The organism is Pseudomonas trivialis (assembly GCF_001439805.1).
In the GTDB taxonomy this organism is placed as follows: Bacteria; Pseudomonadota; Gammaproteobacteria; order Pseudomonadales; family Pseudomonadaceae; genus Aquipseudomonas; species Aquipseudomonas trivialis.
The window spans coordinates 15,402-30,632 of record NZ_JYLK01000011.1; the positions used below are offsets into that span (position 1 = coordinate 15,402).

The 15,231-nt window shown below is 62.4% G+C and carries 12 protein-coding genes; 1 reads left to right on the forward strand and 11 read right to left on the reverse strand.

Translation table 11 applies throughout. From position 1 onward, the window contains the following. Window position 1: 1 nt before the first annotated feature. From TU79_RS16290 to inhA, 8 genes are all read right to left on the reverse strand, one after another. Window positions 2-1,330, reverse strand: a complete 1,329-nt coding sequence (locus TU79_RS16290) for a GH39 family glycosyl hydrolase (protein ID WP_057008939.1) — start codon at window positions 1,328-1,330, stop codon at window positions 2-4. Further along, window positions 1,320-2,510: a glycosyltransferase gene (locus TU79_RS16295; protein ID WP_057008940.1), complete on the reverse strand. Its 1,191-nt coding sequence runs from the start codon at window positions 2,508-2,510 to the stop codon at window positions 1,320-1,322. The genes TU79_RS16290 and TU79_RS16295 overlap by 11 nt, the downstream gene beginning before the upstream one ends. Further along, the gene (locus tag TU79_RS16300) at window positions 2,510-4,501 is read right to left on the reverse strand and encodes a GumC family protein (RefSeq protein WP_057008941.1); all 1,992 of its coding nucleotides are present in this window, start codon (window positions 4,499-4,501) and stop codon (window positions 2,510-2,512) included. The genes TU79_RS16295 and TU79_RS16300 overlap by 1 nt, the downstream gene beginning before the upstream one ends. A gap of 14 nt (window positions 4,502-4,515) precedes the next feature. Beyond that, window positions 4,516-5,292 carry a polysaccharide biosynthesis/export family protein gene (locus TU79_RS16305; protein ID WP_057009108.1) on the reverse strand — a complete coding sequence of 259 codons (777 nt, stop codon included), beginning with the start codon at window positions 5,290-5,292 and terminating at the stop codon, window positions 4,516-4,518. A gap of 29 nt (window positions 5,293-5,321) precedes the next feature. Beyond that, window positions 5,322-6,233 carry a glycosyltransferase family 2 protein gene (locus TU79_RS16310; protein ID WP_057008942.1) on the reverse strand — a complete coding sequence of 304 codons (912 nt, stop codon included), beginning with the start codon at window positions 6,231-6,233 and terminating at the stop codon, window positions 5,322-5,324. Between the two features lies 1 nt (window position 6,234). Further along, complete coding sequence (locus TU79_RS16315) at window positions 6,235-7,695, reverse strand: mannose-1-phosphate guanylyltransferase/mannose-6-phosphate isomerase (protein ID WP_057008943.1); 1,461 nt, start codon at window positions 7,693-7,695, stop codon at window positions 6,235-6,237. Next, on the reverse strand, window positions 7,695-9,134 hold the full coding sequence (locus TU79_RS16320) for an undecaprenyl-phosphate glucose phosphotransferase (protein WP_057008944.1): 1,440 nt from the start codon (window positions 9,132-9,134) through the stop codon (window positions 7,695-7,697). The genes TU79_RS16315 and TU79_RS16320 overlap by 1 nt, the downstream gene beginning before the upstream one ends. Window positions 9,135-9,652: 518 nt before the next feature. Continuing rightward, window positions 9,653-10,333 (reverse strand): isonitrile hydratase, encoded by a 681-nt coding sequence (gene inhA, locus TU79_RS16325; RefSeq protein WP_057008945.1) that lies wholly within the window; start codon window positions 10,331-10,333, stop codon window positions 9,653-9,655. A gap of 92 nt (window positions 10,334-10,425) precedes the next feature. Between inhA and TU79_RS16330 the strand changes: the two genes are divergently transcribed. Next, window positions 10,426-11,391 carry a GlxA family transcriptional regulator gene (locus tag TU79_RS16330; protein WP_057008946.1) on the forward strand — a complete coding sequence of 322 codons (966 nt, stop codon included), beginning with the start codon at window positions 10,426-10,428 and terminating at the stop codon, window positions 11,389-11,391. A 219-nt stretch (window positions 11,392-11,610) separates the two neighbouring features. On the opposite strand, the gene TU79_RS16335 is transcribed toward TU79_RS16330, so the two are convergent. From TU79_RS16335 to TU79_RS16345, 3 genes are read right to left on the reverse strand one after another with little or no spacing between them, the layout of a single operon-like run. Continuing rightward, entirely contained in the window at window positions 11,611-12,567 is a 957-nt protein-coding gene (locus TU79_RS16335) for an alpha/beta fold hydrolase (RefSeq protein ID WP_057008947.1), read from the reverse strand. 40 nt (window positions 12,568-12,607) lie between these two features. Continuing rightward, window positions 12,608-14,434 (reverse strand): glycoside hydrolase family 15 protein, encoded by a 1,827-nt coding sequence (locus tag TU79_RS16340; protein WP_057008948.1) that lies wholly within the window; start codon window positions 14,432-14,434, stop codon window positions 12,608-12,610. Further along, window positions 14,427-15,227, reverse strand: coding sequence for a glucose 1-dehydrogenase (locus TU79_RS16345; RefSeq protein WP_057008949.1), 801 nt, complete (start codon window positions 15,225-15,227; stop codon window positions 14,427-14,429). The genes TU79_RS16340 and TU79_RS16345 overlap by 8 nt, the downstream gene beginning before the upstream one ends. Window positions 15,228-15,231: the final 4 nt, after the last annotated feature.

Sequence of the window (15,231 nt, forward strand, 5' to 3'; positions counted from 1 at the left end):
TTTAATCCCATAGCAGAATTTGCAGGTTCGGTTTGACCGGCACGGTCAAGCCATTGGTGCCACTGACGGGGGTTTGCGTGCCGCGCAACGGGTCGTGCAGCGTCGCGCTGGCAAGGCCCGGCAAGTGCGCGTTGCCGCCCTGGGGCGCCCAGAAAAACCACAGCTTGCGCCCATCGGCGCGGGTCCAGCCGATGCTGAACAGGCCGTCGGGCAATTGGTCGGCGCTGGGTGGGTCGCCGGGGGTAAGGCTCGGCCCGCTCACGTCGAGAAAGTACTTCAAGGCGGTGTAGACAGGTTTGGGGTTGGCGTCGATATCAAGCAGGCCGTAGGACTGGTCGCGCACGCTGGCACGCTGGTCGAGGTCGCTCAAGGTGAACAGGAACGTGCGGTCGTAATCCAGCGCGCTCATCAGCGCCAGGCGCCGCACCACGTAATCGGCCTGGCCTTGCAGGGAAATGATGTCCTGGGCGTCCTTGGGGCCGGTATAGGTCGACCAGCCCCACTCGGTGGTCCACAGCGTTTGCACGCCGCCTGCGCGCAAGGCCTGGTTGAGCGCGGTGGTTTTGGCGATGAAATCCAGGTTGGCCGGGTCGTTGCCCTCGGGCAGTTGGGTGTAGGGGTGGTAGGCAATCACCGTGTTGAGGCTGGCGATACCCAGCGCGCCCAGGGCGTCGAACATGGTTTGGCCGTTGGGCATCTCACTGAAAAATGCCATGCCGGCGGCCACCACCGGTTTGTCCGGGCGCATGGCGCGCAGCGCGGCGGCGGCGGTGGTCAGCAGCGTGGCGTAACCCGCCGGGTCGGCCACCGGGCGCCAGAAGCCGAGCAGGTTCGGCTCGTTCCACACCTGCCAGGCGTCCACGCTGGGGTAACGCTCAGCCAGCAGCGCCATGCGGTTGGCGAACACGTGCGGGTCTTTGGGCGGGTATTGGTCCTGATACGGCGCGCCCACGGGCGCGGTGGTGGCGAAGGGCGCCGAACCGACCAGGTAGAACACCGACTTGAGCTGGTTGTCCTGCAGTTTGTTCACCAACTGGTCGAGGGTGGCGACCTGATAGTGGCCCTGCACCGGCTCCAACTGATCCCAGTGCAGATCCAGGCGCACCCACTCCAGGCCCAGCGCCTTGAGACGGTCGATCTGCTTCTGATAGCGCTCGGGGCTGAACCACAGAAACTGCGCGTTAACGCCCAGAAAGTCCTTCCACACCAGCACCTTGCTGCCCTTGAGCACATGGCTCTCGGCATCGGCCTGGCGCCCCCACAGCACGGCGCCCAGACCCAGCGCCGAAACCAGCACAAGCGTCAACAAGTACGTGCCCTTACGCACCATGGGGACCTCCCATGATTGCCTGTTTGAACAGTTGCCTGAACTGCTGCGCGGTCGACGGCCACAAACGTTCGCGTCCGATTTCTCCGGCGCGCTCGGCCCAGTCCCGCGCCAGCGTGGGCGTACGGGCCAGGCGCAGCAGTTGCGCACACAGGGCGGCGACATCGCCCTGGGGATAGGTCGCGCCATTGCCACTGGCGACCTCTTCGGCGAACGCCCGCGCATTCGAAGTGATCGCCCCACGCCCGCACGCCGCCGCCCACGACAGCGCGCCGCTGGTGCCACGCTGGCGCCCCAGCAAGCCGAGTTTTTTCGACTCACGGTAGGGCAGCATCATCACATGATGGGCCTGGATCGTCGCGGCAATCTCATCGGCCGGCAGGTTCAAGCGCCAGTCGATGGCGTCGGCCAGGTCGAGGTCGGCGATCTGGCTGTGCAACTGGTCGAGGTAGTTGCCCCCCGCGCCGAACGCCATTTCCGCCGCCGTGCCGCCGGCCAATGTCAGCCGCACGCGGCCACGCAACTCGGGCGCTTGCCTGAACATGTCGGCCAGGGCCTGCAACAGGTCCTCGATGCCTTTGCCACGGTAGATAAACCCGAAATACAGCAGGCGCAGCGTGTCCAGCGGTGGCAACGGCGCCGGTGCAATCGCCAGGTTGGCGTGGTTGATCACCGCGACTTTGCCGGCCGCCAGGCGCATGCGCTGGCTCAGGCACTCGGCCCCCAGGCGCGTCAGGGTGATCAACCGGGTCAAACCGGCGGCGACCTGGCGCTCTTCGCGCAACGTCAGCGGATCGGCCAACACCACCGCCGCCTGCGGCAACGGGCTGGGCAATCGCTCCATCAGTTGCAGGGGAAACGGCAGGCGTTCGCGGCGCCACACCATACGCTCCGGGTCGTGCACGGTGGCGGTCAGCGGCAGGGCAGGGTAGGCCTTGTGCAGCTCGCGCAGGGCCAAAAATTCCCCCAGCCGTCCGCCGCCCAGCTCGCCGTGGACCAAATCCACGCTGTGCCAGTCGAACGTGCCGATGGCCCGCTTGATCGCCGCGCTTGAGCCTTCGACGCCGCTCAACGGTGTCAGCACCGTCACCCCCAACTGTTCCAGGGCCAGCTTGAAATGGTTCGCGTAGTCGGCGATGCCGTTTTTCTCGGGTGGCAGGGGAGCCAGCAGGGCAATGCGCATCAGAACACCCCCCGGTACTTGGCAATGGTCTTGAGCACTTTGGCCGGTACCTCGAACCTTCGTCGGTTGATAATGATGCCGTCCACCTTGCCGAAGGCCGTATTGAGGATCGACAGCGCATGTTCCACCACCGGTACCGTGCTTTTCTGGGCCTCCACCACCAACGCGATCAGATCGGCCCGCCTGAGGCTGACAAAGGCGTCGCGGTTATCCAAAAGCGCTGAGGCATCGAGCAGCACCACTTCTCCCGGCGAGGCCGTCCGCGCACCTCCGACGCGGACCTTGATGCCATTTTCCTGAAGCAGTTGTCGTAATTGCCCCACCACAAAACTCACCCCCTCGCCGTGGCGCGCCGAGGTCAGGCCGAGGGTCATGCCTTGTTCGGTTATCCGTTCGGGCTCAAGCAAACCGTAGAGTCGATAGATGCTGGCATTGAACGCGTTGGTGCTCTGCGCGGTGCTGGTGTCCAGCTCCGGCAGGGTGGTCCACAGCGGCAGGCCGAACTTGCGTTCCACCAGGCCGCCGTCATGGATGCGCTGATCGAGCAGGTAGCACAGGTACACCACCAGCAGGCCGACGACGATGGCAAACGGGATCGCCAGCGTCAGCATCACCAGGGTTTTCGGGAAGATGCGCCCCGGGTTCAGGGTGGCTTCTTCGATCACTGCGATGTTGCTGATCTGGCTGTTATCCAGCTCACGGTCGATGCGCGATTTTTCCAGGTTGTCCACATACAGCGCGTAGTTACGCTCGGTGGCGCTCAGCTCGCGGGACAGGCGCGTCAGCTCCGGTTCAATCTCCAGCGCCTGCTTGCGCTGGGCTTCCAGGTTGACCAGTTGTTTCTGCTGCTGAACCAGTTGGGTACGCAGCGCCAGGTTGTTGCTGGACTCGTCCAGCAGCACCCGTTGCAGGTGGATTTCCAGGGTGTTCGGCGCGCGGTTTTCCGAGCTCTGCACGGTGTTGCTTTCAGCCGCCACCTGCACCTGCATGGCACGGATCGACGCATCCAGGGCTTTGACCGGCGGCGCGTTATCGGTGTAGGTGCGCATCATGTCCGCGCGTTCCAGCAGCTTTTGGTTGAGCAGGCGGCGCAAATCCTGTTGCTGAGGATTGAGCGCAATCTGGCGCACCGTGGTCACTTCCTTGGGCTGGCTCTTGAGCTGGGTGCGAGTGCTCTCGATGGCGCTGTCGGAGGAGGCGATCAGGCGGGTGGTGTTGAAGGTTTCGCCGCGCAGCACGTTGATACGCTCGGACAGATCCTCCAGGCGATCGGTGATGCTGGCCGCGCCGATTTCGTTCAGGTGCGTGAGGATCTGCTCCTTGTAGCTCTTGATCTCGGTGGCACTGTTGGACACCTGGCCCTCATAGAACGCATAGAGGCTTTTACGCCCCAGCGCCTGGGTGCGCTCGTTGATGTAAATCTCGACCCAGCTTTTGACCACGGCCTGGGCGATCTGTGGATCGCCCCACTTGAAGCTGATGTCCATCACCGTGGAGCCGGCGGCGTGGCTGACTTCGAAGCTTTGCTCCAGGCCTGCGGCCAGGCGCTCGACCGGGGTGGTTTTTTCAATGACACCCAGGGATTCCAGCACCACGCGCACACCATCGGAGATCGCCCCGGTTGCATTTTTGACATGGTATTTGCCCAGCTTCCAGACGCCTTCCGGCGGCGGCTGGTTGGCCAGCACTTCCAGGTAACGCTCGGCAACCGCGCGCACAATCGGGCGCCCGGTCAGCAGGCGCTCTTCGTCGACAATCGGGTCGCGCTGGGTGCTGGGCATCACCAGTGCCTGACGGTTGCTGATCTCGATGGGCAGCGTCGAATCACGCCCCGGTTTCACCAGCAGGCGCGCGGTGGATTCGTACTTGGCCGGCAGCAGGAACGCCCCCAGCAGGATAATGACCAGCGCAGCGAGGGCCGCCAGCTTGAACTCGTGGCGGAAGATGAAAAACAGGCGCAGAAGATCACGAAAAGAACGGATCTCGATCATGGGATGTCGCTCCTTTAGTTGGTGCCGCCGCTGGTTCGGGAATAGTTGTAGCCAACCCCGATGGACTTGGTGAACGGAATCAGCTGGTTCAAGTAGGTGTCCACTCCCTGGATACGCTCGCCCACGTTGGATTTGGGCACGAACACCACGTCGCCGCGTTGCAGTCGCACCGGTTTGCGGCCGACGGGGCCGGTCTTGAGGTATTGGCTGAAGTCCAGGAAGTAAGCGCGGTAGGTGCCCTCGGCATCTTCGCGCAGCAACGCAACCATGCTTGCGTTGCCCGCCGGGTTCACGCCGCCGGCGCCGACAATCGCCTGCTCCAGGGTGTTGGCGATACCGATCTGCACCGAAGTCGGGTTATTCACCGCGCCGCCGACGATCACCGAGTTGCTCGGTGCCTGGTTGATATTCACCGTCACCCGCGGTTCGCGGTACACCGGTGCCAGTTTGTTGCTCAACTCGGCCGCCAGCTCCGAGGGCTGGCGCCCGGCGACCTGCAGTGGCCCCAGAAACGGGTAGTTGATCTTGCCGTCGGTCTGCACCGTGTACAGCGTCAGCTCGTAGATGGTGCTGACATTGAACGCCGACAGCGTCGGCATCTCCCCGGCATCGCGCACGATACGCAACTGGTCGCCGACACGGATGCGCTCCACCGCCGGTGGCAATTGGGCCAACTGGTCGAGGGCGCGCTTGCCTTCCTCCACCGCCTGGTCATCCGGCGCGACAATGCGGGCCGGCGTGTTGCACCCGGCCAGGGCGAGCAACGCTACAACAAGCAAGATTCGTTTCATCATAGGTGACTTCCTGTAGGTCATGATGCTCACTTCCAATAGCCGGGGAACATGCTGATGCGTCGCTTGACCGCAACGGGGAGGCGGCGCTCCAGTTGGCCCAGGCGATAGCCGAGCAACTTGAAGGCACTGCGCACCAGCACTTCGGGGACGCGGTGCAGTGCACCGGCCTTGCGCAGGGCCGCCAGCTCCGCCAGCACGTAGCGTTTACCTTCACCGCCGGCATCGCCAAAGGCCTGGCGGATCCACGGTTCGCGACCGTAAAACACGCCAATGTCGAAGTAGCGGTGAAATTCATCCATGACACGGTAATCGTGGGAGTGGTACACCCGCGCCGAGGCGGCGTAGCGCACCTTGTAGCCGTCGAGCAGCATCCGCGCGGCCACGTAGGCGTCTTCGCTGCCGATCACATCGGCGGGGAAGCCACCCACGGCTTGCAGTGCGCTGCGCCGGTACACCGAAAACGAATCGGAACTGAAGCAGGTCTTGATCCCCAGTTGCGGGGCGTCGGCCAGGCTTTTGCTGCGGCTCTGGGCCGGATAGTTGAAATGCCGCGACTGCGCGCCGAGCACGCCGGCGTCCGGATGCGGCAATTGGCGCCCGTAAGCGACGCCGTTGAGCGGGTCCTGCTGCAGTTCATCGAGCAGGTTGGCAAACGTTTCGGGGTCGGCGGGAATCGCGTCCTGGGTCATCACGATCAGCGCATCGCCGCTCACCTGTTCGCTGGCCCAGCGCCGCGTGCCGCCATGGTTGAAATCGCGGGCGTCGATCACCTCGACCCGGGCGCCGAATTCGCGAAAGCGGACCACCGTGTCATCGCTGGAGGCGCTGTCCACCACCAGCATCTCGTCCGGTTGCCTGGTTTGCATCTGCAGCGCAGGCAACAGCCGCGCCAGGTGGCCGGCGGCGTTGCGGGTCGGGATGATCAGCGAGGTGCGCATGTCACTTCTTCACATCGGCAGGCGCGCGCCCGTAGATATCGTCAAAGCGCACGATATCGTCCTCGCCCAGGTACTCGCCGCTCTGCACCTCGATCATCACCAGGTCGATGATGCCGGGGTTGGTCAAGCGATGCTTGTGCCCGGCGGGAATATAGGTGGACTCATTGGCGTTGATCAGAAATTCGCGCTCGCCATTGGTGATCTGCGCAGCGCCGCTGACCACCACCCAGTGTTCACTGCGGTGATGGTGCATCTGCAACGACAACGACGCCTGCGGCTTGACCACGATGCGCTTGATCTTGAACCGGCTGCTTTCCTCCAGCACGGTGTAGGTGCCCCACGGCCGGGTGACGGTGCGGTGCAGACTGTACGCCGGATGGTTCTGGCGCTTGAGTTCGGCGACGATATAGCGCACATCCTGGCTGCGGTGCGCGTCGGCAATCAGCAGGGCATCGGGGGTGTCGACGATGATCAGGTCGCGCACGCCCACGGCACCGAGCACGCGCTTGGGCGAGTCGATGTAGCAGTTGTGTACATCATGCAAAATCGCTTCGCCGTTGATCTGGTTGCCATGGGCATCGCTCGGCGTGAGCTGGCGCAGGGCTTCCCACGAGCCGATGTCGCTCCAGCCGATATCGCAGGGCACCACGGCCACCTGCGTGGATTTCTCCATCAGCGCCACGTCAATGGACACGTCCGGCGCGCTGCCGAAGGCCTCTGCGTCCAGCTCACGCTGGCGCGAGGTTTTGTTCTGCAGGTGCTGGCTGTGTTCCAGGGCGGCGCGGGCCGCCTGCAATACGTCGGGCGCGTAAGTGGTCAGTTCGTCCACCAGGGTTTTGGCTTTGAAGCAGAACATGCCGGCATTCCACAAATGTTTGCCACCGTCGAGGTAGGCTTGCGCGGTGGCCAGGTCCGGCTTCTCGACAAAGCGCTGCACGCGGTTGCCGGTGCTCAGCGCCTCGCCTTTTTCGATATAGCCAAAGCCGGTTTCCGGGTGGTCGGGCTGGATACCGAAGGTCACCAGAAAGCCTGCCTCGGCCAGGTCACGGGCCTGGGTCACGGCGGCGGCGAACGCGGTCTCGTTGTGGATCAGATGGTCGGCGGGCATCACCAGCAGTTGTGCGTCATCGCCAAAATGTTCCTGCACATGCAGCGCCGCCACGGCGATGGCCGCAGCCGTGTTGCGCCCGAACGGCTCCAGCAGCAGGTCCAGGGGCAGGTGGGACGGGTTGACCAATCGGTAGTCATCGAGGGTACGGAACAGCATCTCGCGGTTGGTCACCGTCAGCACACTCTCCACACCGGGCAGGCGTGCGGCGCGCTGAAAAGTTTTCTGCAACAGGCTCTGGCCATCACGCATGCGCATGAACGGCTTGGGCATGTTCTGGCGTGACACTGGCCACAGCCGCGTCCCCGACCCACCGGAAATGATGCAGGGAATTAATCCGTTGAGGGTATTCATCAATAGACTTCCTTGGTGGATAGAACGGCGGGAACCGTCATGAAGACGATGTACAAGTCAAACCACACCGACCACTTGGAGATGTATTCCAGGTCGTACTCGACACGTTTCTGGATTTTGAACAGGGTGTCGGTTTCACCCCGGTAACCATTGATCTGCGCCCAGCCGGTGATACCCGGTTTGACCCGGTGCCTGGAGCTGTACTCGCTCACCGCCACTTCGAAAGGTACCCCGGCGGCCTTGGTGGCAGTGGCGTGCGGGCGCGGGCCGACCATCGACATGTTGCCCAGCAGCACATTGAACAACTGCGGGAGCTCGTCGATGCTGGTTTTGCGGATGATGCGCCCGACGCGGGTGATGCGCGGATCGTGCCGGGTGGTTTGTTGTTGCGCGGTAAAATCGCTCTGGTCGGTGTACATCGAACGAAACTTGAACACCCGTATTTCATTGTCGTTGTAGCCAAAGCGGTTCTGGCGAAACAACACCGGGCCCCTGGAGTCGAGCTTGATCGCAATGGCCGTGATGATCATCAGCGGCGACAGCGCCACCAGCGCCAGGCTCGCCAGGAAACAATCTTCAAGGCGCTTGATCACCGGCGACCAGCCACGCAATGGCAACTGCGAGGTGTTGAACATCAGGATGCCGCCCACGTCGGTGATCTTGCTATGGCCGTAGCGCAGCGCGGCCATGTCCGGCACCAGCATCACGTTCACCGACAACTGTCGCAGACGATTGACCAGCCCATGGATGCGCTGCTCCGCAGCCCAGGGCAGGCAGATCATCACCTGGTTGACCTGCTCGGCGCGGATCAGCTTTTCCAGGTCGCGGGTGTTACCCAGCAATGGCAGATTGCTTAACTCCTTGGGGATGCGCTCGGTGCGATCATCGATAAAACCGATCAGACCGGAGCGAATATCACCGTTGCGTTGCAGATGGTCGGCAACGTGCACGGCGGTGTCGGTAAACCCAAGGATCACCGTGCGCTGCAGGTACTTACCCTTGCGCATCAAACTGCTGTAAAGGCGCAGCATCAACAAACGTTCGAGACAAAACAGCCCAAGGCTGGCGAAGTACCAGGTCAACAGGTTACGTGGCGTCAAGTGTGGAAAAAACAGCAATATCTGATACATGAACAGCAGGATGCAGAAGGCGGCTGACCAGGCCTTGATCTTGGTTTTCAGGCGCAAACGGTTGCTGAACAACTCTTCCGAATAAATACCCAACGCCTGGAACAAAATGATGGTCAGAAACGCAAAAAATACGAGCAGGCCAAGGAAGTGAGGACGCATCTGCGGGTTCATCGGATCGATGAAAAAAACCAGCACCAGCGGGGGTAATATCGCACTTAGACCATGAATAAATTTGACGAAAACAACAAAAAACTCAACAAACCCGGCACGCGTTAAAAACAAGCTATCGACGGATGACTTTTCTCGCATAAAACATCCCTCATTGCACTCCATGCGCTATAGCCGGTATGCGTTAGTGGTGCATTAAACTCGGCTACGCTGGGGAAATCGCAACTAATCAGTTCAAATGCAGTGCATCCATTTGAAGGGAACTTGCGGGGGCTGTGGCTAAAGGAAGTGTTCCTCATGGTTGCTTAGTCAACGAATTGACGGTGTTGCAGGTGTCGCGTTTTAAAGAGGTTAATCAGTGTTTTATGAGGCATTTTATTGACATTCCTTGTCCAGACGAGTGGTAAGAGAGGGTGTGTTTTTGAGTGTAGGAACAAATGTGAAAATTTTCCTGCTCAACTGCAAAGGTTTTTTGAAAGGCGGTGGGAAAGGGGGACAAGGAGGATGGGGAAGTTACGACTAAGTGCCGTGGCTGCGGGGTTTTAGTGGGGTTGGAAGTTGTCTTTTTAACTTCAAAAATAAATGAAAAAAAGTTACTCGCAGGACCGACAGCGACCGTTTTTAATGGTGATGCCGGCTCCCACAGAGATACTGGGTTGTCAGCCTAAACGCGCGGCCGCGCGTGCGGTAATTTCACCCCGCACCCTGCGCGATTCGGCGGTGCGCTTGTGGGCTTCATCCAGCACATGCTGCGGCGCAGTATCCGGGCGACCGGCATCGAAAGGTGGCGCGGGCGCGTATTCGATCTGCAACTGCACCAGTTGCGCCGCCGCTTCGCTGTACAGCTCCGCTGCCAGCACCAGCGCAAAGTCGATCCCTGCGGTAATGCCGCCGCCGGTGAACAGGTTGCCGTCGCGCACCACGCGTTCCTGCACCGGGATTGCGCCGAGGGGGGCGAGCATGTCGTGGTAGGCCCAATGAGTCGTGGCCTTGCGACCGCGCAGCAAACCCGCCGCGCCGAGTACCAGTGAGCCGGTGCACACCGAGGTCACATAGCGCGCGGTGAGCGACTGGGCCTTGAGGAAGTCCAGCGTGTCGGCGTCTTCCATCAATGCACCGACGCCGGCACCGCCGGGCACGCAAAGTACATCCAGATTGGGGCAATCGGCGTAAGTCATGGTCGGCGTGAACACCAGACCGGTGCTGGAGGTGACTGGCGCGAGATCTTTCCACACCAGATGCAACTTCACCTCCGGCAGCGAGCCCAGCACGTCGTAAGGTCCCGTGAGGTCCAGTTGCTGAATGCCGGGGAACAGCAGGAAGCCGATCTGCAAGGTCATGAATGAAACTCCATTGAGAAGAAGTAGACGCTTGCACTGTAGAAGCCTAGGCTCTGGCGTATACGCCATTGAGCCCACAAATTCCGCCAATCATGCCCAGAATTATTCATATACTCGCTTTTGATAACGCACAGGTGCTCGATGTGACCGGGCCGTTGCAGGTGTTCGCATCGGCCAACGACCTGGCCCGCCAGCGCGGGCAGCCGTTGCCGTACAGTGTCTCGGTGGTCGCGGCACAGGCCGATCCGGTCATGACTTCCGCTGGCCTGGCGCTGGTGGCCGAGCCGTTGCCGGCGATCGATTCGCCGTGCGACACCCTGGTCATCGCCGGTGGCTGGGGCGTCTACGGCGCCGCCGAGGACCCCGCGCTGGTGCAGTGGGTACGCGCAAAAGCCCGGCACACGCGGCGTATGGCCTCGGTGTGCACCGGTGCTTTCCTGCTGGCGGCCAGCGGCCTGCTCGACGGTTGCCGCGTCGCCACCCACTGGACGCGCTGCGAGGAACTGGCGCGCAAGTTTCCCGCGTTGACGGTGGAGCCCAATCCGATCTTCATCCAGCAGGGTGCCGTGTGGACGTCGGCCGGCGTGACCGCCGGCATCGACCTGTGTCTGGCGCTCGTCGAGGAGGATCTCGGTCGCGCCGTGGCCCTGGAAGTGGCGCGGCACCTGGTGGTGTTCCTCAAGCGCCCGGGCGGCCAGTCGCAATTCAGCGTCACCCTGTCGCTGCAAAAGAGCGGCAGCCGCTTCGCCGAATTGCACGCCTGGATCGCGGAAAACCTGACGCTGGACCTGAGCATTGCCACCCTGGCTGCAGAGGCCGGCATGAGCGAGCGCAGCTTCGTGCGCCACTACCGCGCCGAAACCGGCCAGACCCCCGCCCGGGCCGTTGAACTGATCCGCGTCGAAACCGCCCGCCGGCAACTGGCGGACAGCGCAGCGTCGATCAAGCGCATTGCCGTTCAGTGTGGGTTTGGTTGCGAAGAAACCTTGCGCCGCAGCTTCCTGCGCGCAGTGTCGGTGACACCTCAGGCATACCGGGAGCGTTTTTCACCGGCGTAGCCATGCGGCCCTGCCAAACAGGTTCCGCCTGAAGCTGTCATGCAGCAAACTGGAGCCCCTATGCCGAGCTGGCTTATTGTGGCGAGCGGGCTTGCCCCGCGTTGGGGTGCAAAGCGCCCCCTATCAAGGAAAACGCGGTGTACCTGACACTGCTCAGAGCATGGTTTTGGGGTCGCTGCGCAGCCCAACGCGGGGCAAGCCCGCTCGCCACAACGTCATTCAGCGACGAGCCCTGTAGAAACTGTCAAGCTTCAGCGAGGCTGCGCTGGGATCGAGGGGGCGCAGCAATTCCAACAATGCAGCCAGGGTCGCTCGCGGTGCTTCCTGAGGAATATTGTGGCCCACGCCAGGCAATACCTGGCGTCGATAAAACCCGCTGAAGTGCGCGAGGTCGTCATCTTCTTCCGGCGCAGGACCTACGCCGTCGTCGGCCCCGCACAACGAAATACTCGGCACTGAAATCGGTGGTTGTTGCGCCAGCGCCTGTTCAATGGATTCCAGCGCAGGATCACCCGGGGCGTACATGAATCGATGGCGATAGGAGTGAATCACCACCTCGACAAAATCGGGGTTATCGAATGAAAGCGCGGTCTGCTCATACTGGCTCGGTCCTTCTGCCCAGGACGGCGACCAAAGCGCCCACAGCAATCGGCAGAGCTCGCGGCGATGGGCCGTCAAACCCGCCACGCCGCGTGGGGTATGAAAATAGTACTGGTACCACAAACGATGTTCCGTCTCAGGCGCCTGAGGCTCGTGCGAGTGGGCGATGTCCTGAATGTTATAGCCATCCCCGGTGACCAGCCCGCGCACCCGCTCCGGCCACAGTGCCGCGACAATACAGGCAGCGCGCCCGCCCCAGTCGTAACCGGCCAGCGTGGCTTGCGCAATCGACAGCGCATCCATGAAGTCCAGCAAGTCCCTGGCCAGCGCCGCTTGCTGCCCCGAGCGCATCACCTGTGTGTTGATGAACCGCGTCGGCCCGTAGCCGCGCAGGTAGGGCACCAGCACGCGATAGCCCTGCTCGCCCAGGGCCGGCGCAATCCCATCATAGCTGCGCGGGTCATAGGGGAAACCGTGCAACAGAATCACCGGTTCACCGTCGGCCGGGCCATGGGCCTCATAGGCCATGTCCAGCATGGAGGTACGCACGTAAAGCAGCGGGGCAGGGCAGTTCATCGTAGGCTCCTATCGACGCGTCAAAAGTTAAACCCTATGGTCACGGCTGCCACACCGTCTTCTCCCCACTCAACTTCCTGTCCAGAAACGTCGCCGCGCTGATCAGCGCCAGATGGCTCAACGCCTGGGGCGTGTTGCCCAGGTGCCGTGCCTGGGTGTCGAATTCCTCGGCGTACAGGCCCAGCGGGTTGGCGTAGCGCAGCAGTTGCTCGAATTCCAGGTGGGCTTTTTCCACCTGGCCGGCGCGGGCCAGGCATTCGACGTACCAGAACGAGCAGGCCGCGAAGGCGCCTTCGGTGCCCTGCAGGCCGTCGATCTGGCTGTCGTCGTTGCGGTAGCGGTAGACCATGCCGTCGCGTACCAGGCTTTTCTGAATCGCGGCCAGGGTCGACAGCCAGCGCGGGTCGGTAGCGGCGACGAAACGTACCAGCGGCATCAACAGCATTGAGCCGTCGAGGGCGGTGCTGCCGATGTGCTGCACGAAATGCCCGCGTTCCTCGTTCCAGAAATTCTCCCAGATGTCGGCGTAGATCGCCTGGCGCGTCTGGTCCCAGCGGGCGAACGGGGCCGGCAGCGAACGTTTGGAGGCCAGGCGGATCGCGCGGTCCAGGGCCACCCAGCACATCAGCCGCGAATGCAGGAAGTGATGCTGTTCGCCGCGCATTTCCCAGATGCCCACGTCCTTGGTGTTCCAGATTTCGCAGACTTGGTTCGCCACGTCCACCGTGTGTTTCCAGCCTTCGTGGGAGATGGCTTCACCGTATTTGTTCACCAGGTAAACCGCGTCCATCAGCTCGCCGTAGATATCCAGCTGGACCTGGTCGAACGCTTCGTTGCCGATGCGCACCGGCGTGGCGCCGCCATGGCCGCTGAAGTGGTCCAGAGTGGCTTCCGGCAACTCCTGGCGACCGTCGATACCGTAGAGGATGTTGATTTTGATCGATTGGCCACAGCAGTCGCTCACCCGCCCTTTGAGCCAGCGCATGTAGCTGTTGGCCTCGTCGACGAAACCCAGGCGCATGAAGGCGTAGACCGTGAACGAGGCGTCGCGGATCCAGGTGTAGCGATAGTCCCAGTTGCGCTCGCCGCCGGGCGTTTCCGGCAGGCCGAAGGTGGCGGCGGCGATGATTGCGCCGTGCTTGCGCGAGGTCAGCAGTTTCAGCGCCAGGGCCGAGCGGTTGACCATTTCGCGCCAGCGCCCACGGTAATTGGATTGGCTGATCCAGCCACGCCAGAACTTCAAGGTGCGTTCCAGATAGAGGTCGGTGCAAGCGTTGGTGACACGTGGGTCATCCTCACCGCCGAGCACGAATTCGGCGCCTTCGTCCTGGGCCAGGCTGAAGCTGGCGACGGCGGCATCGTCTTCGAGGGTCAGCGGATGGCTACCGATCAGGCGCAGGCCGGGCTGGTCGGCGGCGCTGAACACCACGCCCGCATCCGCCATCTCCGCGCGGGTGGTGGCCCGCGCATAATCATGGCGCACGGCGCAACGCAGGTGAATGGTTGCCTTGCCACTGACCACGCGCACGCGACGAATCAACAGCGGCAGGTCATCGACATCCTCACTGACGGTGAGCAGATCGGTGATCTCCACCACGGCTTCGTCACTCAGCCAACGGGTTTGCAGCACATTGGTGTCGGGCAGGTAGATCTGCTCGCGACGGGCGTCGGGCAGGTCGGGGGCGAGTTGGAAAGTGCCGGCGTCGGGGGTGTCGAGCAGTGCGCAGAAGATCGACGGGCTGTCGAATTCCGGCCAGCAGAAAAAGTCGATGCTGCCGTTGTCGTTCACCAACGCGGCGCTGCGCATGTCGCCGATGATGCCGTGGGCATCGATCGCGCTCTGGGGTTCGTTCCTGAAATCAACCATTGCCACGAAACTCCGGATAAAGGCTCATGCCGCCATCAATGAAGAGGGTGCTGCCGACCACATAATCGGACGCGTCACTGGCCAGCCATACCACCGCATTGGCCACGTCTTCCACATCGCCGACGCGACCGTAGGGGATCAGTTTGAGCAGCTCTTTTTCCGCCGCGCCTTCGGTGGCTGCGCGGTTGATTGCCGTGCGAATGGCCCCCGGCGCGATGCCATTGATGCGAATGCGTTGTTCGCTGACCTCCTGGGCCAGGGTGCGCATCAGCATCTCCACGCCGCCTTTGGACGCGGCGTAATTCACATGGCCGGCCCAGGGAATCAGTTGGTGTACCGAGCTCATGTGGATGATCTTGCCGGCCGCGCGGGAAACACCTTCGCGCACACCCTGGCGATTGAAAATGCGCACTGCCGCACGGGCGCAGAGGAACTGGCCCGTGAGGTTGACGCCGATCACGGTGTTCCAGTCGTCGAGGGTCATATCGACCAGATTGGCGTCTTTTTGCAGGCCGGAGTTGGCGACCAGAATATCCAGGTGGCCGAACGCGTCGAGGCTCTGGGCAAACAGACGCTCCACGTCAGCCTCTTTGGACACGTCGCCGCCGATGGCTATGGCGCGGCCGCCGCCGGCATTGATCTGCGCGGCCAGGGCTTGGGCCGGCGCCGCCTGGGCGTTGTAATTGAGCACCACGGCCGCGCCGGCTTCGGCCAGGGCCTTGGCGGCGCCTGCGCCGATGCCGGAGCTGGCACCGGTGACCAGCGCTACTTGTTGCTGCAATGAGATCTGCATCGGC

What these genes read in the sequence shown, in the direction of transcription:
- TU79_RS16290 (WP_057008939.1), bottom strand. Translation starts at nt 1,330, where the DNA reads ATGGTGCGTAAGGGCACGTACTTGTTGACGCTTGTGCTGGTTTCGGCG.
- TU79_RS16295 (WP_057008940.1), bottom strand. Translation starts at nt 2,510, where the DNA reads ATGCGCATTGCCCTGCTGGCTCCCCTGCCACCCGAGAAAAACGGCATC.
- TU79_RS16300 (WP_057008941.1), bottom strand. Translation starts at nt 4,501, where the DNA reads ATGATCGAGATCCGTTCTTTTCGTGATCTTCTGCGCCTGTTTTTCATC.
- TU79_RS16305 (WP_057009108.1), bottom strand. Translation starts at nt 5,292, where the DNA reads ATGAAACGAATCTTGCTTGTTGTAGCGTTGCTCGCCCTGGCCGGGTGC.
- TU79_RS16310 (WP_057008942.1), bottom strand. Translation starts at nt 6,233, where the DNA reads ATGCGCACCTCGCTGATCATCCCGACCCGCAACGCCGCCGGCCACCTG.
- TU79_RS16315 (WP_057008943.1), bottom strand. Translation starts at nt 7,695, where the DNA reads ATGAATACCCTCAACGGATTAATTCCCTGCATCATTTCCGGTGGGTCG.
- TU79_RS16320 (WP_057008944.1), bottom strand. Translation starts at nt 9,134, where the DNA reads ATGCGAGAAAAGTCATCCGTCGATAGCTTGTTTTTAACGCGTGCCGGG.
- inhA (WP_057008945.1), bottom strand. Translation starts at nt 10,333, where the DNA reads ATGACCTTGCAGATCGGCTTCCTGCTGTTCCCCGGCATTCAGCAACTG.
- TU79_RS16330 (WP_057008946.1), top strand. Translation starts at nt 10,426, where the DNA reads ATGCCCAGAATTATTCATATACTCGCTTTTGATAACGCACAGGTGCTC.
- TU79_RS16335 (WP_057008947.1), bottom strand. Translation starts at nt 12,567, where the DNA reads ATGAACTGCCCTGCCCCGCTGCTTTACGTGCGTACCTCCATGCTGGAC.
- TU79_RS16340 (WP_057008948.1), bottom strand. Translation starts at nt 14,434, where the DNA reads ATGGTTGATTTCAGGAACGAACCCCAGAGCGCGATCGATGCCCACGGC.
- TU79_RS16345 (WP_057008949.1), bottom strand. Translation starts at nt 15,227, where the DNA reads ATGCAGATCTCATTGCAGCAACAAGTAGCGCTGGTCACCGGTGCCAGC.